The following is a 16,693-nucleotide window of genomic DNA, read 5'->3' as shown; positions in this document are numbered from 1 at the left end:
CCCCCCCCCCCCCACCACCGCCCCCCCCACCACGCCCCCGCCCACCACCGCACCGCCCACCACGCCCCCGCCCACCACCGCACCGCCCACCACGCCCCCGCCCACCACCGCACCGCCCACCACGCCGCCGGTGACCACGCCGCCGGCCGGCGCGACCGGGTGCGCCGTCGGGTATTCGGTCACCGGGCAATGGCAGGGCGGATTCCAGGGCGAGGTGACGATCCGCAACACCGGCACGGCCCCGGTCGACGGCTGGACGCTGCAGTGGAGCTTCGCCGACGGCCAGCGGATCAGCCAGGCGTGGAACGCGAGCTACACGCAGAGCGGCGGCACCGTCCGTGCGACCAACGCCGACTGGAACGGTGCGATCGCGGCCGGCGCGACGACGAGCTTCGGTTTCCTCGCCGACGCCACCGGCGCGAACAGCCGACCCACCGGGTTCGCCCTCAACGGCACCGCCTGCGCGCTGTCCTGACCGTGGTCGGGCGGCCCCGGTCCGGGGCCGCCCGACCGCACGCCAGCTATTCAGCTCACCACTGCTGAACCGACTCCACCAGGCTCACAGTCAGCGCAGGTAGGCCGCGAGGCCCAACTGCTGGTTACGCAGGGCGGTGGCCACCACACCGGCGATCTGCCGGGCCCCGGCCGTCTCGAAGTGGGTGTGGTCGGCGCAGAAGAACGCCCCCACCGCGCCCGAGTTGTAGTCCCCGTTGTTCGGGCACAGCTTGAGCGTGTTGTAGAGCGTGTAGCTCAGCTTGTGCAGGTCGATGACGGGGACGTTGTTGGCCCGCCCCGCGTCGAACGTCTCGGTGAGGAAGCCCCGGTTGCCCACGGCGGTGCTGCCCGAGCAGGTGATCGCGGCGGCCGGGGTGAGGAAGACCGGGTACGCGCCGCGCTGCTGGGCCGCGCGGGCCATCACGCCGAGCAGTTCCTTGTAGCGGGCCGAGCCGACGTGCCGGTTGCAGGTGGCGCTGCCGTCGTTGATGCCGAACTGGATGAACAGGTAGTCGCCGGCCTTCATCCCGCCGTTGGCGTTGAGCATGGCCTGCCAGCGGGTCGAGTAGGTCTGCGGGTTGATCACGCACTCGCCGGCCGAGTTCATCGTGGTGGTGACGTTGGGGTCGTACAGCCAGGTCTGGATGCTGCGTCCGCCGACCGCGCTGTTGACCACGGTGGCGTTGCCGTTGAGGTACTGGCCGAACTGGTTGCCCCAGCCCACCGGGCAGGCCCCGCTGGACGACGGGTTGGCGACCGTGGAGTCCCCGGCCAGCCACACGGTGACCCGCGGCTGCGTCGAGGGCGTCGGGGTGGGGGTGGGCGTCGGGGTGGGGGTGGGCGTCGGGGTGGGGGTGGGCGTCCGGGTGGGGGGCGGCGTGGGCGTGAGGGTGGGCGTGGGCGTCGCGGTCGGCGGGGTGGACGGCGGTGGGCAGGGCGTCGCGGTCGGCGTCGCGCCGGTGCACGACACCCCGTTGAGCGCGAACCCGGTGGGGACCGGGTTCGCGGTGGTCCACGCACCGTTGAAGCCGAAGCTGACGCCGGCACCGGTGCCGATGGCGGCGTTGTAGCCGACGTCCTTCGCGCTGACCGCCGTCCCACTCTGGGTGACGGTGGCGTTCCACGCCTGGGTGACCTGTTGCCCGCTGGCGAAGGCCCAGGTGAGCGTCCAGCCGGAGACCGGGTCACCGAGGTTGGTGATGGTCACGTCCGCGCCGAAGCCACCCTGCCACTCGCTGGTGACCTTGTAGTCGACCCGGCAGCCGGTCGCCGCCGCGGTGGCGTTCCCGGCCGCGACCGCCACCCCGCCCGCGAGGACCGCCAGCGTGATCGCGCCCAGTCCGGCGACACGTCGTCGCGCTGCTCTCATGATCTGCTCCTAGTCGCCGGTGCCGGGCCGGCGTCGCCCGCCCCCATCTGGACGGCCGCCCGAGCCCCGCGACGATGGCCGGACCCCGGGACGAGAGGAGGCGAAAATCGATGTTACTCGATATTAATCTGCTCTCCCACCTCCGCCCGGTCGAACCGGCACGCCAGATGACGCCACACCGGGCCGCAGGCGGTCGCGCTCGGTCGCCAGGCACCGCAACCCCCTCGTCTAGGGTGGTGCGGTGCTCTACTTCCTGATCGTCATCGCCGTGCTGCTGCTGGCGTACGCCGCCGTACTGGTCAGCTTCGTCCGGCGCGGACGCAAGATCCCGCCGCAGGCGTACCTGGTGCTGGCGCTGCTCAACGGGCTCATCCTGGCCGCCGTGCTGGCCTGGGCCATCGCCCGCTGACGATCCGGCCGACACGCGAAGCGGGGCCCACCCCGACCGCCGTCGGCCCGGGTGGGCCCGGCCCACTGCGTCCCTCACCGCCCGAGGGCGGGATCAGTCACCGTTGGTCACCACCGGGTCGTCATCGTCGTCGTCGATGTCGTCCTCACCCCAGCTGCGCCGGACGAACGGCAGGATGACCCAGAACGTCAGGAACCACAGGCCGGTGACCACGGTGAGCACCACGGCGATGCCGGTGTCGAGCACGAAGTCGGCGATCAGCAGGACCGCACTCACCATGGCGACCAGCATGAAGGCCAGGCCGCCGGTGGCCATCCGGTGGGCGAACCGGACCAGCTCCGGCTTACGACCCTGGCGGAACAGCGCCCGGTGGAAGGCGACCGGCGAGATGATCATCGCGGTGGCCGCGGCGGCCGACAGCAGCGCGAGAATGTAGACGTCCCGCTGGAACTCGCTCGTCCGGGTGAAACCGTTGCTGAACGGCAGGGTCAGCAGGAAGGCGAAGAGGATCTGCACGCCGGTCTGGGCGACCCGCAACTCCTGGAGCAGATCGGCGAAGTTGCGCTGCCAGCGCTGCTTCTCGGATTCCTTCGACACGCGCTACCTCCGGATGAGACGGTACGACCGACGGGAGCACCTCCCGTCGGCAGCAACGCCAGTGCCCGATCCGCAATCGCCCGAAACCGATTCACGATCCCCGATCGGCCCGGTCCACCCTCGGCAGGGCGGCTCAGGCCGCCGGGCACACCCGGGCCAGGATCGCCTCGGCCAGGGGCCCCGGCGCCTCGTCGGGAATCCAGTGCGTCACCCCGGCCAGCACCATGAACCGGTAGTCCCCCGTGACGTGCCGGGCACAGGCCTGCGCGGCGGTACGCCCTACTGCCACGTCCCGGTCGCTCCACACGTAGCTGGTCGGCACCGGCACCGGACCGACCGCCTTCAGGTCCCGCCCCGACATCGCCCGGTACCAGTTCAGCGCCCCGGTCAGCGCGCCCGGCCCGCGCATCGGCTGGGCGTAGCGGGCCACCCGGGCGGAGTCACCGACGCCGGCCAGCAGCCGACGCAGGACCACCGCCCGCCCGGCCAGCAGCACCCGCTCCGCCAGGCCCGCCCGGCGGAACAACGTCATGTACGCCGAACGCGCCCGCTGCCGACGGTCGGTGGACAGCGCGTACCCGAAGGCCGCCGGATGGGGCACCGAGACCGCGGTGAGGGTACGCACCCGCTCCGGGTGCCACGCGGCCAGCGCCCAGGCGACGATCGCCCCCCAGTCGTGCCCCACCACGTGCGCGGTGTCGACGCCCAGCGCGTCCAGCACCGCCACCGCGTCGGCGACCAGTTCCGGCAGCCGGTAGCCGGCCACCTCCGTGGGACGGGCCCCGGGCGAGTAACCCCGCTGGTCGGGGGCGTACGTACGCAGCCCGGCGGCGTGCAGGGCGGGCACCACCGCGTCCCACTCCCCGCCGTGCTGGGGGAAGCCGTGCAGCAGCAGCACGACCTCGCCGCCCTCGGGCCCACCGGCCCGTACGTCGAACGTCAGTCCCCGCGCCGCCACCCGCATGACCGGCAGCCTACCCAGCGCCCCGGTGTGCGCCCGGGACGTCGAATGCCGGGAACCATGACCTGCTGGGCCGTTGCCGCAGGTCGGTGCTAGCGTCTGCCGAGACAACTTCACATCCGACAGGGGAGCGCACAGCGCTGAGAGTGCGGGCACCGCCCGCAGACCCTCGAACCTGATCTGGGTAATGCCAGCGCAGGGAGTTCGGTCGACCTCCAGCCGCGCCGCCGTCCGGCAGCCGCCGGGCGCGGCGTGCGTCTTCTCCTGGTTCGATCGCTGGACTGGGAGCACCGACATGCCGCACACCACCACCAACAGCAACCGGTGGCGCACGATCGACATCGTGGTCGCCGCCGTGATCGCCGTGGCCTTCGGCGTCATCTTCTGGGCCTGGGGCCTGGTCTGGAAGGCCGCCGACCCGGCATTCGCCGCCGCACCCGCCAGCCAGGCGGTGATGTACGGCGTGTGGCTGGTCCCGGCGGTCCTCGGCGGCCTGGTGATCCGTAAGCCGGGGGCGGCCCTGTTCTGCGAGGCCGTCGCCGCCACCGTCTCCGCACTGCTCGGCGCGGAGTGGGGCGGGATCACCATCGTGCAGGGGCTGATCCAGGGCCTCGGCGCGGAGCTGGCCTTCGCCGCGTTCCGCTACCGGTCGTTCCGGCTGCCGGTGGCGGTGCTGGCCGGGGCGTTGACCGGGCTGAGCGCCGCCCTGTTCGACTTCTTCGTCTGGAACGCCGAGTACGCCCTGACCAGCTACCGCCTGCCGTACGCGGCGTTGACCGTGCTCAGCGCAGCCGTCGTCGCCGGGGTCGGCGGTTGGTACCTGACCCGCGCGCTGGCCGAGACCGGAGTGCTGGACCGGTTCCCCGCCGGCCGTGACCGCACCCTGGTCTGATCCTCTCCTGACGATCATGGAGGTGCCGGCGACGTGGCGAGTGTGAGGCTGGTCGGCTTCGGCTGGCGGCACGCCGGTCGGCGGGCCTGGGCGGTACGCGGGGTGGACCTGCGCATCGACCACGGGGAGCGGGTGCTGCTGCTGGGGCCGTCCGGGGCCGGCAAGAGCACCCTGCTGGCCGCGCTGGCCGGGCTGCTGCCGGCGGACTCCGGCGAGCAGGAGGGCACCGTCGAGATCGACGGCCTCGACCCGGCCAAGGCCCGCGAACGGGTCGGCACCGTCTTCCAGGACCCGCAGTCCCAGCTGGTGATGGCCCGCTGCGGTGACGACGTCGCGTTCGGCCTGGAGAACCGGGGGGTGCCCGGCGACGAGATCTGGCCCCGGGTGGACGAGGCGCTGCGCCGGGTCGGTTTCCCCTACCCCCGGGACCGGCCCACCGCGGCGCTGTCCGGCGGCGAGCAGCAGCGGCTCGCCCTGGCCGGGGTGCTGGCGCTGCGGCCGGGGCTGCTGCTGCTCGACGAGCCGACGGCCAACCTCGACCCGGCCGGGGCGGAGCTGGTGCGCGGCGCGGTGGCCGGCGCGCTGGACCCGGACACCACCCTGGTCCTGGTCGAACACCGGGTCGCCGACGCCCTGCCCCTGGTCGACCGGGTCGTGGTGCTGACTCCCGGTGGCGGGGTCCGGGCCGACGGGCCACCGGCGACGGTCTTCGCCGCGCACGGTGCCGCGCTCGCTGCCGAGGGTGTCTGGGTGCCCGGCCACCCCACCGGGTCCCGGCCGGCCACCGGGCCGCCCGGTGCGGGGTTGCTCACCGTCGACCGGCTCGGCCTGCCACCCCGGCTGGCCCCCACCGACCTGACGGTACGCGCCGGCGAGGCGCTCGCCGTCCTCGGTCCCAACGGGGCCGGCAAGTCCACCCTGGCGCTGCTGCTCGGTGGGCTGCTCCGCCCCGGCGTCGGTCGACTGACCGGCACCGCCGCCCTGGCCGACAGGGACGCCCGTACGCCCCCGCACCGGTGGCGGGCCCCCGCGCTGGCCGGTCGGATCGGTTCGGTCTTCCAGGACCCGGAGCACCAGTTCGTCACCCGCACCGTCCGCGACGAACTGGCCCTCGGGCCGCGTCGGACCGGCCGCCCGGAGGTCGCCGTCCGGGCCACCGTGGACGGGTTGCTGGACCGGTTGCGGCTGACCCGGCTCGCCGGGGCCAACCCGTACACCCTCTCCGGTGGGGAGGCCCGGCGGCTCAGCGTGGCGACCGCCCTGGCCACCGCGCCCCGGCTGCTGATCTGCGACGAACCCACCTTCGGCCAGGACCACCGCACCTGGGGTGAGCTGGTCGACCTCTTCGCCGACCTGCGTGACGCCGGGCACGGCGTGGTCACCGTCACCCACGACCGGGACTTCGTCGCCGCGCTCGCCGACCGGACGGTCACCCTGCACCCCGCCCGGGATCAGCCGTGATCGGCCTGGAACCCGTCGCGACGCCCGGTGCGCCGCTGGCCCGGCGTAACCCGGTGGCGAAACTGGCAGCCGGGCTGATCTTCTCGTTCGTGCTGGTGGCCAGCCTCGACCCGGTCGCACCGGCGGTCGCCATCGCCGTCGAGCTGGCGCTGCTGCCGCTGTTCGGCATCCGCTACCGGGTGCTGGCCCGACGGGCGTGGCCGTTGCTGGCCGGTGCCGTCGGCATCCTGGTCACCCTGCTGCTGTTCGCCGCCGACCGGTCCGGCCCGGTGCTGTGGGCGGCGGGGCCGCTGCTGGTCACCTCCGGGGTGCTGGTCACCGCGCTCGGGCTGGTGCTGCGGATGCTCGCGGTCGCCCTGCCCGGAGTGATCGTCTTCGCCACCACCGACCCGACCGACCTGGCCGACGCGCTGGTGCAGAACGCGAAGGCCCCGGCCCGGTTCGCCATCGGCGCGCTGGCCGCGTTCCGGCTGGTGCCGCTGCTCGGCCAGGAGTGGCAGATGCTCACCATGGCCCGCCGCGCCCGGGGCGTGGACGCCGGCCGCAACCCGCTGGCCCGGCTGCGGCTCTTCGTCGCCACGGCGTTCGCCCTGCTGGTGGGCGCGATCCGGCGCGGCACCCGACTGGCGGTGGCGATGGACGCCCGGGGGTTCGACGCCGGCACCCCGCGCACGGTGGCCCGCCGGCAGGTGTTCCGTCCCGCCGACTGGCTGCTGGTCGCCGGTGCCGCCACCCTGGCCGGCGGCGCGCTCGCGGTCAGCGTCGCCCTCGGCACCTTCCGGCCCCTGATCGGCTGACCCGCGCCCCACCGGGCCGTCGCCCCACCACCCCGTCGGGCACGCCGGCCACCAGGCACACCGGGGCGCACCGGCACCACTGTGCTGAAACAGCGGTATCCGGAGGTCCGGATACCGCTGTTTCAGCTATCTGGTGTGGGACGTCTGCGCCCGGGCGGCTCAGCTGCGCCGGAAGGCGTACCGACGGCCCTGGCCCTGGGCGGCGGTGGAGCCGGCCCGGACCGGCCGGCCCGACCGCGACGGCGGCCGGGGTGGGTTCGACCGGACGAGATCGTCCGGGTGGGGCGGCGTCACGGCGACCGGGACCGGGTGCGCGGGCGTCACGGTGAGTGCCGCGAGCGCCGCCGGATCCACCTCCACCGGCGACGGTACGACAGGTCGGGACTTCTTGGGACTGCGCTTGGCGGGCATTCGCTGCCTCCTGGGACGTGCGGAGGACCACACCGTCGCCTCAGCGGCGGGCGGTCGACGGACGGGATCGGCTCCGGACGACCGGCCACGAGTCATCCCCGGTCAGCAGGGGACGGGAGACGCGGACGCCCGAGCACGCGGACCCGCGGCCACGGCGGCGGGTCGGCTCTCAGAAAGGGCGTCAGATGCGCATGTCGTCACGGTAGCCGACCCCCACGCCCGGCGCACCCGCTTTTCCCGACGAGCATCCCGGCCCGACGACCATCCCGGCCCGACGGCGGAAGTCCCGACGACCCCGCCGCCCGACGACCATCCGGCCCGACGACCCCGCCGCCCGACGGCGGAAGTCCCGACGACCGGCCCGGCCCGGCGGCGGGACGGTCGCTGCCGCACGCACGCGACCACCCTGTGACACTGGGTGGACGGCGGCTGCCGGCCGTCGCGGGCGCGCGATACGGTCGCAGCACACAGGTGACGTGAGAGGGCGGGTACGGATGACGCAACAGGCGACGGCGCAGATCGGCGTGACCGGGCTGGCGGTGATGGGTCGCAACCTGGCCCGCAACCTGGCCCGGAACGGGTTCACCGTGGCGGTGCACAACCGCTCCCCGGAGCGCACCCGCAGCCTGGTCGCCGAGCACGGTGACGAGGGCACCTTCGTGCCGTCGGAGTCCCTGGCGGACTTCGTCGGCTCGCTGGAGCGGCCCCGCGCGGTGATCGTCATGGTCAAGGCGGGCGCCCCCACCGACGCGGTCATCGACGAGCTGGTGCCGCTGCTGGAGGAGGGCGACATCGTCGTCGACGCCGGCAACGCCCACTTCGCCGACACCCGCCGCCGGGAGGAGACGCTGCGCGAGCACGGGCTGCACTTCGTCGGCACCGGTGTCTCCGGTGGCGAGGAGGGCGCGTTGCTCGGGCCGAGCATCATGCCGGGCGGCTCGGCGGAGTCCTACCAGAAGCTCGGGCCGATGTTCGAGAAGATCGCCGCGCAGGTGGACGGCGTCCCCTGCTGCCAGCACGTCGGCCCCGACGGCGCCGGCCACTTCGTCAAGATGGTCCACAACGGCATCGAGTACGCCGACATGCAGCTCATCGCCGAGGCGTACGACCTGCTGCGGGCCGGGCTGGGGGCGACCCCGGCGGAGATCGCGGAGATCTTCCGGGAGTGGAACACCGGCGAGCTGGAGTCGTTCCTCATCGAGATCACCGCCGACGTGCTGGCGCACACCGACGCCGCCACCGGCAAGGCGTTCGTCGACGTGGTGCTCGACCAGGCCGAGCAGAAGGGCACCGGCCGTTGGACGGTGCAGATCGCCCTCGACCTGGGCATCCCGATCACCGGCATCGCCGAGGCGACGTTCGCCCGGTCGCTGTCCGGGCACGCCGGTCAGCGGGAGGCCGCCCGCCGTACCTTCGGCGACGCGGGCGAGAAGTGGCAGGTCGAGGACCGGGACGCGTTCGTCGAGGACGTCCGCCGGGCGCTGCTGGCCAGCAAGATCGTCGCGTACGCGCAGGGCTTCGACCAGATCCGGGCCGGCAGCCGCGAGTACCACTGGGACATCGACCTGGGTGGCACCGCCACCATCTGGCGGGGCGGCTGCATCATCCGGGCCCGCTTCCTGGACCGCATCCGCGAGGCGTACGACTCGCAGCCGGAGCTGCCGACGCTGCTGGTCGCGCCGTACTTCGCCGACGCGGTGAGCGACGGCGTGCCGAGCTGGCGTCGGGTGGTGGCGGACTCGGCCCGGGCCGGCGTGCCCACCCCGGCCTTCTCCTCGTCGCTTGCCTACTTCGACGCGCTGCGCGCGGAGCGGCTGCCGGCGGCCCTGATCCAGGGCCTGCGGGACAACTTCGGGGCGCACACCTACCACCGGGTCGACCGGGAGGGCGCGTTCCACACCCTGTGGGCGACCGCCGACCGCTCCGAAGTGGCCGGCTGACCCACCACACCTTCCCGGCGTGCCGCGGTGTCCCTGGTGGGGCACCGCGACCACCGGACCCGCACCAGTGCCACGCGAACGCCCCGCCATCCCGGTGAACAACCGGGTGGCGGGGCGTTCGCCGTGAGGTCGGTGGTGACCCGCTGGTCACCGGGGAAGCCGGTGCCGGGTGGTCACCAGAACCGGCGACGCCGGGCGGCCTTACGGGGGCGCAGCACGTCGGCGCCCTTGGAGAGCATCCGGCTCACTCCGCTGGGCCCCCGTCGGGACTCCAGGGTGTGGCTCAGCTGGCGGGCACCGGCTGCGGCCAGCGGCACGGCGACCGCCATGATTGCCCACTGCGCGATCCGCTTCTGAATCATGTGTGCCCACCTCCGCGATTGGCTGTCGGGGTGGTGGTACCCCGCAGGTGAGATCACCAATCGTGGGCCGGTCAGCGCGGCGGGGCCACCGGGTTGGGCAGCGCGCCGCCGAACCGGCGGTCCCGCTGGGCGTACAGCTCGCAGGCGTACCACAGGTGGCGGCGGTCGAAGTCCGGCCAGAGGGTGTCCAGGAACACCAGCTCCGCGTACGCCGACTGCCAGAGCATGAAGTTGGAGATCCGTTCCTCGCCGGAGGGGCGCAGGAAGAGATCGACCTCGGGGACCTCCGGGTGGTAGAGGTACTTGGCCACGGTCTTCTCGGTGACCTTGTCCGGGTCGAGCCGGCCGGCGGCCACCTCCCGGGCGATCGCGGCGGCGGCGTCGGCGATCTCAGCCTGGCCGCCGTAGTTGACGCAGAACTGGAGGGTCAGCGTCGAGTTGCCCCGGGACATCTCCTCGGCGGTCTGCAACTCGGAGATGACGCTCTTCCACAGCCGGCCCGCCCGCCCCGACCAGACCACCCGCACCCCCAGGTCGACCAGCTGGTCGCGGCGGCGACGGATGACGTCCCGGTTGAAGCCCATCAGGAAGCGGACCTCGTCCGGCGAGCGCCGCCAGTTCTCGGTGGAGAAGGCGTACGCCGACAGGTAGGGCACACCCAGCTCGATCGCCCCCTCGACGGTGTCGAAGAGGCTGTATTCGCCCTGCTCGTGGCCCTTGGTGCGGGGCAGTCCACGCTCCTTGGCCCAGCGGCCGTTGCCGTCCATCACCACGGCGACGTGCTTCGGCAGCGCCTCGGCGGGCAGCGCCGGTGGCCGGGCGCCCGACGGGTGCGGGGTCGGCGGCACCGGCGTCCGCCGGTCGGCCCTCAACGATCGGATCACTCGGTCATCTCCTTGTCCCCACCCTCCACGCCGACCCGGGGCGGCGGCACCCGGCCACCCGGGGCACCCCCGTCGTCCCCCGTCGGCCCGCCGCCCACCGGGCCGGTGTCCGGCGCACCGGGCGTCGGGCCACCCCGGTCGACCAGCGGCAGCGAGCGTAGCGCGCGTTCCAGGTGCCACTGCAGGTGCGCCGCGACCAGGCCACTGCACTCCCGGCGTACCCCGGTGGCGGTGGCGTCGGCGACCTGCCAGTCGCCGCTGGTGAGGGCGGACATCAGGTCGATGGTGGCCGGCGCGGGGTGGGCCGCGCCGGGTGGCCGGCAGTCCGGGCAGACCGCACCCCCAGCGGGTACGGAGAACGCCCGGTGCCGCCCCGGGGTGCCGCAGACCGCGCAGGCGGTCAACGCGGGCGCCCACCCGGCGAGGCTCATCCCGCGCAGCAGGTAGGCGTCGAGCACCAGCGTGGTGGCGTGCTCACCCCGGGACAACGCCTTGAGCGCGCCGAGGGTGAGCTGGAACAGCCGCAGCGACGGTTCCCGCTCGACGGGGGTGAGGCGTTCGGCGGTCTCCGCGATCGCGCTGGCCGCCGTGTACCGGGGGTAGTCCCCGAGGAAACGTTTGCCGTACAGGTCGATGCCCTCGACCTGGCTGACGCTGTGCAGCGAACTGCCGGTGTTGCCCTTCGGGTCGCCGGCGAGTTGCAGGTCGACGTGGCCGAACGGTTCCAGCCGGGCGCCGAACTTGCTGGTGGTGCGGCGTACCCCCCGGGCCACCGCGCGCAACCGGCCGTGCCGGCGGGTCAGCAGCGTGATGATCCGGTCGGACTCGCCCAGCTTCTGCACGCGCAGCACCACCGCGTCGTCGCGGTAGAGCTGTCGGCGGTACCCGGCCATCCGGTCATTCTCCCTCGGGGTGGGAAATCAGGGTCGGCTCGGGGTGGGCCCGCGCTTCGCCCCCGATGTGCCGCAGGTGGCGACGGTCGTAGGTTGCTGGGCATGGCTCTTCCCCGCAGCGCGGTCGCCCTGGGTGCGACCGCCGCCCTCATCCTCGTCACCGGGTGCGACACGCTCTCCTTCCGGCGGCTGGACTTCGACACCACCGAGGCGGCGAAGATCGCCCGGATCACCGTACGGCCCGGCTCCGGGGACGTGGTGGTCCGGGCGACCGGCCCCGCCACCGGCGTACGCGTCAAGCGGGTGCTCCGTTACCAGGGTGACCAGCCGGACACCACGTACGAGATCACCGGTGACGAGTTGGTGCTGGACACCGAGTGCGGTCCCCGCTGCTCGGTGTCGTACGAGGTGACCGCCCCGCCCGGGGTGCGGGTGCAGGGGGAGACCGGTTCGGGTGACGTGGACCTGAACAGGATCGGCTCGGTCGACTTCACCCTCGGCTCGGGCAACATCCGGATCATCGAGGCGGCCGGCCCGGTGCGGGCCGAGACCGGGTCGGGCAACATCGAGGTGCTCAACGTCACCGGCCCGGTCGACCTGCGGGCCTCCTCCGGCGACGTCACCGGCACCCGGCTCGGTGGCGACGTCTCCGCCGAGACCGGTTCCGGCAACATCACGCTCACCCTGAGCAGGCCGGCTTCGGCGCGGGCCCACGCCGGCAGCGGGGACGTCGAGCTGACGGTGCCGGCCGGCCGGTACCGGGTGAAGTCGAATGTCGACTCGGGGGACACCGAGATCGGGGTCACCAACGACCCGGGCGCACCGCTGGTGCTGGACCTGGAGGCTGGCAGCGGAAACCTGACGGTCGTGCAGCGCTGAGCGGGTGGCGTACCTCAGCGGGCCCTGATCTCGGCGGTGTCGGCCTCGGGTGTCCGGGGTGCCGGGACGCCGGGCGACGCCGTCGCCGGGCGGGGGTGCGGGCGGCCGGGGACCAGTTCGGGGCGGCGGTGGGCCGCCACGTCCTCCACCCAGCCGACCAGCAGGGTCACCACCGCGACCAGGAGGAAGACCAGCACCACCCGGATCGCCAGCCCCCACGGGTCCCGGGGTGACCAGCCGACCAGGCCCACCAGCGGGGTGAGCGCCACCACGAAGGGCATGTGCCACAGGTAGGCGGTCAACGCGCGCCGGTTCGCCACCGTCACCAGCCGGCTGAAGATCCGGTTCCGGTCCACCCAGGCGGCGGTGGCCGGGGCCCGGCCGATGACCACCAGGATGAACGCCGCCGACCACAGGGCGTTGCCCAGCGGGATGTCGTTGAGGTCGTAGCCGCGCGGCCCCGGGTGGGTGAGGATCCACGTCGTGCCGGCCCCGGCCAGCAGCACCGCCACCGGCACCAGCACCCGGTCGGCCAGCCGGCACAACATGCCGTCGTGGTGGGCGAAGCCGAGCAGCCAGGCCCCGAAATAGAGGCCGAAGGCGCGCAGCACCGCCGAGGTGGTCGGTAGGAGACCCACCTCGATCGCGACCAGCAGCAGGTAGGGGGCGGCCAGGGTGGGCAGTGGGGCCCGGCGGAACAGCCACAGCGCCACCGGGGAGGCGAGCAGGAACCACAGGTAGTCCCGCAGGTACCAGATCGGGCTGAGCGCGAGCCCGCCCCAGTAGTTGGCGGGCGGGTCGGTGATCGGGAACAACCAGATCACCACCCGGGGGGTGAACTCCAGCCCGGTGAGCAGCATGGCCGGCACGAAGATCACCGCCACCACCCACAGCGAGGGCAGCAGACGGCGCAGCCGACGCCGTAGCGCGGACACGCCGTACCGGTCCATCGACGCCGCCATCAGCGACCCGGCCAGGGCGAACATGATCGACATCGCCGGGAAGATCAGCGTCAGCGTGGCCAGCCCGGTGACGTGGTAGACCACGACCCGGACGATGGCCAGGAAACGGAGCAGGTCCAGATATCGGTTACGCATCAGGCTGCATCTATGTCGGGGACGGATGAACGTCCCCTACCCTGCGCACCCGACCTGTGAAACCGCTGCTAATCGGGGCCTGACGTGAAACTTCCCATATCGGTGTCCGGATTTCACCCCGGCGTACGGGTCAGAAACCCAGCTTGCGCAGCTGCTTCGGGTCCCGCTGCCACTCCTTGGCCACCCGCACGTGCAGGTCCAGATAGACCCGGGTGCCGAGCAGCTCCTCGATCTGCTTGCGGGCGGTGGTGCCGACCTCCTTGAGCCGGCTGGCCCGGTGGCCCAGCACGATCGCCTTCTGGCTGGGCCGCTCGACGTAGACGTCGGCATAGATCTTCATGAGCTGACCCTCGGGGATCATCTCCTCCACCACCACGGCGATGGAGTGCGGCAGCTCGTCGCGGACCCCCTCCAGGGCCGCCTCCCGGATCAGCTCGGCGACCAGCACCTGCTCCGGCTCGTCGGTGAGCATGTCGTCCGGATACAGCTGCGGCGACGGCGGCAGGTAACCGGTCATCACGTCGACCAGGGTGTCCACCTGGTGCCCGGAGACCGCGCTGACCGGCACCACGGCGGCGAAGTCGGCCAGCTCGCTGACCGCGAGCAACTGCTCGGCCAGCCGCCGCTTGTCGACCAGGTCGGTCTTGGTCACCACCGCGAGCACGGTGGCCTTCAACTCGCTCAACTCGCCGCTGATGAACCGGTCGCCCCGACCCACCGGCTCGTCGGCCGGAATGCAGAGGCCGATCACGTCGACCTCCGTCCAGGTGGTGCGCACCAGGTCGTTGAGGCGCTCACCGAGCAGCGTCCGGGGCCGGTGCAGGCCGGGGGTGTCGACCAGGACCAGCTGCGACTCCGGCCGGTGCAGCACCGCGCGGATCACGTGCCGGGTGGTCTGCGGCTTGTTGGAGGTGATCGCGATCTTGGTGCCGACGATGGCGTTGGTCAGCGTCGACTTGCCGGCGTTCGGCCGCCCGACGAAACACCCGAAACCCGCCCGGTACGGCCGCTGCTCCACGCCGGTCACTCGACCACCGTGCCGAGGACCGTGCCATCCGGGGCGGCCACGTGGATCGGCGCGTCCGCAGCCAGATCCCGCACCGCCGCGTGCCCCGCCCCGTCCAGGGTCGACGCCTCGGTCACCACCGCCGCCGCCTCCAACCGGCTCGCCCCCGCCGCCGCCGCCGAGGCGACCGCCAACTGGAGCGCCGTGACGGTCAACGAGGGCAGCGAAACGCTCGCCGCAGCGTACGTCCGGCCGTCCTGGTCGCGGACCGCCGCGCCCTCCACGGCAGCCACCCGGGCCCGGGCGCCACGGGCCAGCACGACCAGCTTGCCGTCCTCGGCGCTCAACTCGGCCGGATCGGACGGGGTGGGCCGGGCGGCCGGCACGGCGGGTGTCTCAGGCATCGGCGGGTTGCCTCTCCTCGGTGCTGTTCTGGTTGTCACGGGAATCGGGGCCCCCGGTCGACGGCACCCGGCTGACCAGCACGCTGTCGATCCGGTTACGTCGGCCGGTGGTGCCCTCGGCGACCAGCTTCAGGCCGGCCACCTCGGCGTCGGCACCCGGGATCGGCACCCGCCCCAGGGCCTGCGCCAACAGGCCACCGACCGTCTCCACCTCGTCGGTGGGCAGGTCGGTGTCGAACAACTCGCCCAGGTTCTCCACCGGCAGCCGGGCGGTGACCCGGACCGCACCGTCGGCCAGGTGCTCCACCGGCGGGCGCTCGACATCGTACTCGTCGGTGATCTCACCGACGATCTCCTCCAGGATGTCCTCGATGGTGACCAGGCCACCGGTGCCGCCGTACTCGTCGACGACGATGACCAGGTGGTTGCGGGCGGCCTGCATCTCCGACAGCAGGTCGTCGACCGGCTTGGACTCCGGCACGAACGTCGCCGGTCGCATCAGCTCGGCCACCGGGGTCTGGTGCGCCCGCAGGTCACCACCCCGGGTATGCCGGATGAGGTCCTTGAGATAGAGCACACCGAGCACGTCGTCGACGCTCTCCCCGATCACCGGGATGCGGGAGAACCCGGAACGCAGGAACAACGCCAACGCCTGGGAGAGGGCCTTGCCCTCCTCGATCCACACCATCTCGGTGCGCGGCACCATCACCTCCCGGGCGATGGTGTCGCCGAGCGCGAAGACCGAGTGGATCATCTGGCGTTCGCCGTGCTCCACCACCCCCCGCTGCTCGGCCAAGTCGACCAGCTCCCGCAGCTCCACCTGGGTGGCGAACGGCCCCTCCCGGAAACCGCGCCCCGGGGTGACCGCGTTGCCGATCAGGATCAGCAGCGAGGCCAGCGGGTTGAGCGCCCGGCCCAGCCAACGCACCAGCGGCGCCACCGCCCGACCCACCGCGTACGCGTGCTGCCGGCCCAGGGTGCGCGGGGCCACCCCGACCACCACGAAGCTGACCACCGTCATCGCCCCGGCAGTCACCAGCGCCGCCCGCCAGCCCGCGCCGAAGCTGTCCACCGCCACCAGGGCGACCAGGGTGGTGGCGGTCAGCTCCGCGAGCAGCCGGAGCAGCAGCAACAGGTTGAGGTGGCGGACCACGTCACCGGCGACGGCCTGGAGGGTACGCGCGCCGCGCGCCCCGTCGCGGGCCAGCTCCGCAGCCCGCGCCGGGGAGACCGCGGCCAGCGCGGCCTCGGTCATCGCGATCAGGCCGGCGAGCACCACCAGCCCGGCCGCGAAGAAGATCAGCTGAAGATCGGGAAGGCCGGCGGTCGGGCCGGCCGCGACTATGTCCATCACCGCGACCGGGTCGACCGCCAGCTGGCCAGCAACCGGGCCTGGAGGGCGAACATCTCCCGCTCCTCCTCCGGCTCGGCGTGGTCGTAGCCGAGCAGGTGCAGCACCCCGTGCACGGTGAGCAGGTGCAGCTCGTCGGCGGCGGTGTGCCCGGCGGTGGCCGCCTGCTTCGCCGCCACCTCCGGGCAGAGCACGATGTCACCGAGCAGGGCCGGCTCACCGCTGGCCGGGGCGCTCTCCCCCGGGCCGTGGTCGACGCTGCCCTCGTCCATGGGGAAGGCGAGCACGTCGGTGGGGCCGTCACCGCCCATCCAACGATGGTTCAGCTCGGTCATGTAGCCGATGTCGACAAGCAACACGGACAGCTCGGCGAGCGGGTTGACCCCCATCTCGTCGAGGGCGTGCCGGGCCACGGCGAGCACGGAGTCGGTGTCGACCTCGACACCGGACTCGTTGGCGATCTCGATGGACAACTGTCTTCCTCT

The 16,693-nt window shown here is 73.1% G+C and carries 20 protein-coding genes and 1 riboswitch; of the genes, 7 read left to right on the top strand and 13 right to left on the bottom strand.

Features of this window, described 5'->3' with window-relative positions:
• On the top strand, positions 1 to 475 hold a 475-nt coding region (locus tag AB0K25_RS26925; RefSeq protein WP_363823358.1), incomplete at its 5' end, for a cellulose-binding domain-containing protein.
• Between the two features lie 90 nt (positions 476 to 565).
• Here AB0K25_RS26925 and AB0K25_RS26920 read toward each other — a convergent pair.
• Entirely contained in the window at positions 566 to 1,864 is a 1,299-nt protein-coding gene (locus tag AB0K25_RS26920) for a cellulose binding domain-containing protein (RefSeq protein WP_357535660.1), read from the bottom strand.
• A 241-nt stretch (positions 1,865 to 2,105) separates the two neighbouring features.
• Here AB0K25_RS26920 and AB0K25_RS26915 point away from each other — a divergent pair, with 241 nt between their 5' ends.
• Complete coding sequence (locus AB0K25_RS26915) at positions 2,106 to 2,273, top strand: hypothetical protein (RefSeq protein ID WP_204926308.1); 168 nt, start codon at positions 2,106 to 2,108, stop codon at positions 2,271 to 2,273.
• 93 nt (positions 2,274 to 2,366) lie between these two features.
• Here AB0K25_RS26915 and AB0K25_RS26910 read toward each other — a convergent pair whose 3' ends face one another.
• Together AB0K25_RS26910 and AB0K25_RS26905 are read right to left on the bottom strand one after the other, a co-directional pair.
• Positions 2,367 to 2,870 (bottom strand): DUF6328 family protein, encoded by a 504-nt coding sequence (locus AB0K25_RS26910; RefSeq protein ID WP_219464261.1) that lies wholly within the window; start codon positions 2,868 to 2,870, stop codon positions 2,367 to 2,369.
• Between the two features lie 133 nt (positions 2,871 to 3,003).
• Complete coding sequence (locus AB0K25_RS26905; protein ID WP_357535663.1) at positions 3,004 to 3,834, bottom strand: alpha/beta fold hydrolase; 831 nt, start codon at positions 3,832 to 3,834, stop codon at positions 3,004 to 3,006.
• A gap of 111 nt (positions 3,835 to 3,945) precedes the next feature.
• A riboswitch (TPP riboswitch) is annotated at positions 3,946 to 4,051 on the top strand.
• Positions 4,052 to 4,126: 75 nt separating this feature from the next.
• Here AB0K25_RS26905 and AB0K25_RS26900 point away from each other — a divergent pair.
• Genes AB0K25_RS26900 through AB0K25_RS26890 form a run of 3 tightly spaced genes read left to right on the top strand, consistent with a single transcriptional unit; the run spans position 4,127 to position 6,981 of the window.
• On the top strand, positions 4,127 to 4,723 hold the full coding sequence (locus tag AB0K25_RS26900; RefSeq protein WP_208570095.1) for an ECF transporter S component: 597 nt from the start codon (positions 4,127 to 4,129) through the stop codon (positions 4,721 to 4,723).
• A gap of 33 nt (positions 4,724 to 4,756) precedes the next feature.
• Positions 4,757 to 6,184, top strand: coding sequence for an ABC transporter ATP-binding protein (locus AB0K25_RS26895; protein ID WP_363823355.1), 1,428 nt, complete (start codon positions 4,757 to 4,759; stop codon positions 6,182 to 6,184).
• Entirely contained in the window at positions 6,181 to 6,981 is an 801-nt protein-coding gene (locus tag AB0K25_RS26890) for an energy-coupling factor transporter transmembrane component T (RefSeq protein ID WP_363823353.1), read from the top strand. The genes AB0K25_RS26895 and AB0K25_RS26890 overlap by 4 nt, the downstream gene beginning before the upstream one ends.
• Positions 6,982 to 7,140: 159 nt before the next feature.
• Here AB0K25_RS26890 and AB0K25_RS26885 read toward each other — a convergent pair whose 3' ends face one another.
• Complete coding sequence (locus tag AB0K25_RS26885; RefSeq protein ID WP_363823351.1) at positions 7,141 to 7,392, bottom strand: hypothetical protein; 252 nt, start codon at positions 7,390 to 7,392, stop codon at positions 7,141 to 7,143.
• Positions 7,393 to 7,573: 181 nt separating this feature from the next.
• Positions 7,574 to 7,789, bottom strand: a complete 216-nt coding sequence (locus AB0K25_RS26880; RefSeq protein WP_363823350.1) for a hypothetical protein — start codon at positions 7,787 to 7,789, stop codon at positions 7,574 to 7,576.
• Positions 7,790 to 7,886: 97 nt separating this feature from the next.
• Between AB0K25_RS26880 and gndA the strand changes: the two genes are divergently transcribed.
• On the top strand, positions 7,887 to 9,332 hold the full coding sequence (gene gndA / locus AB0K25_RS26875; protein WP_208570099.1) for an NADP-dependent phosphogluconate dehydrogenase: 1,446 nt from the start codon (positions 7,887 to 7,889) through the stop codon (positions 9,330 to 9,332).
• Between the two features lie 173 nt (positions 9,333 to 9,505).
• Here gndA and AB0K25_RS26870 read toward each other — a convergent pair whose 3' ends face one another.
• From AB0K25_RS26870 to recO, 3 genes are all read right to left on the bottom strand, one after another.
• Positions 9,506 to 9,694, bottom strand: coding sequence for a hypothetical protein (locus AB0K25_RS26870; protein WP_219464271.1), 189 nt, complete (start codon positions 9,692 to 9,694; stop codon positions 9,506 to 9,508).
• 71 nt (positions 9,695 to 9,765) lie between these two features.
• Entirely contained in the window at positions 9,766 to 10,542 is a 777-nt protein-coding gene (locus tag AB0K25_RS26865) for an isoprenyl transferase (RefSeq protein WP_208570145.1), read from the bottom strand.
• 32 nt (positions 10,543 to 10,574) lie between these two features.
• Positions 10,575 to 11,471, bottom strand: a complete 897-nt coding sequence (gene recO / locus AB0K25_RS26860) for a DNA repair protein RecO (RefSeq protein ID WP_208570101.1) — start codon at positions 11,469 to 11,471, stop codon at positions 10,575 to 10,577.
• A gap of 102 nt (positions 11,472 to 11,573) precedes the next feature.
• Between recO and AB0K25_RS26855 the strand changes: the two genes are divergently transcribed.
• Positions 11,574 to 12,350 (top strand): DUF4097 family beta strand repeat-containing protein, encoded by a 777-nt coding sequence (locus tag AB0K25_RS26855; protein WP_357535668.1) that lies wholly within the window; start codon positions 11,574 to 11,576, stop codon positions 12,348 to 12,350.
• 14 nt (positions 12,351 to 12,364) lie between these two features.
• Here the strand turns inward: AB0K25_RS26855 and AB0K25_RS26850 are convergent, their stop codons facing one another.
• From AB0K25_RS26850 to ybeY, 5 genes are all read right to left on the bottom strand, one after another.
• Positions 12,365 to 13,447: an acyltransferase gene (locus AB0K25_RS26850; protein WP_357535670.1), complete on the bottom strand. Its 1,083-nt coding sequence runs from the start codon at positions 13,445 to 13,447 to the stop codon at positions 12,365 to 12,367.
• Positions 13,448 to 13,577: 130 nt separating this feature from the next.
• Positions 13,578 to 14,474: a GTPase Era gene (gene era, locus AB0K25_RS26845; RefSeq protein WP_208570104.1), complete on the bottom strand. Its 897-nt coding sequence runs from the start codon at positions 14,472 to 14,474 to the stop codon at positions 13,578 to 13,580.
• Positions 14,471 to 14,857 (bottom strand): cytidine deaminase, encoded by a 387-nt coding sequence (locus AB0K25_RS26840; RefSeq protein WP_208570105.1) that lies wholly within the window; start codon positions 14,855 to 14,857, stop codon positions 14,471 to 14,473. The genes era and AB0K25_RS26840 overlap by 4 nt, the downstream gene beginning before the upstream one ends.
• On the bottom strand, positions 14,850 to 16,232 hold the full coding sequence (locus AB0K25_RS26835) for a hemolysin family protein (protein WP_219470287.1): 1,383 nt from the start codon (positions 16,230 to 16,232) through the stop codon (positions 14,850 to 14,852). Before AB0K25_RS26835 ends, AB0K25_RS26840 begins: the two co-directional genes overlap by 8 nt.
• Positions 16,208 to 16,681: an rRNA maturation RNase YbeY gene (gene ybeY / locus AB0K25_RS26830; protein ID WP_208570106.1), complete on the bottom strand. Its 474-nt coding sequence runs from the start codon at positions 16,679 to 16,681 to the stop codon at positions 16,208 to 16,210. Before ybeY ends, AB0K25_RS26835 begins: the two co-directional genes overlap by 25 nt.
• Between the last annotated feature and the right edge of the window lie 12 nt (positions 16,682 to 16,693).

It is taken from the genome of Micromonospora sp. NPDC049257 (assembly GCF_040678915.1).
In the GTDB taxonomy this organism is placed as follows: domain Bacteria; phylum Actinomycetota; class Actinomycetes; order Mycobacteriales; family Micromonosporaceae; genus Micromonospora; species Micromonospora antibiotica.
This window is presented reverse-complemented; position numbering and strand designations above follow the sequence as displayed.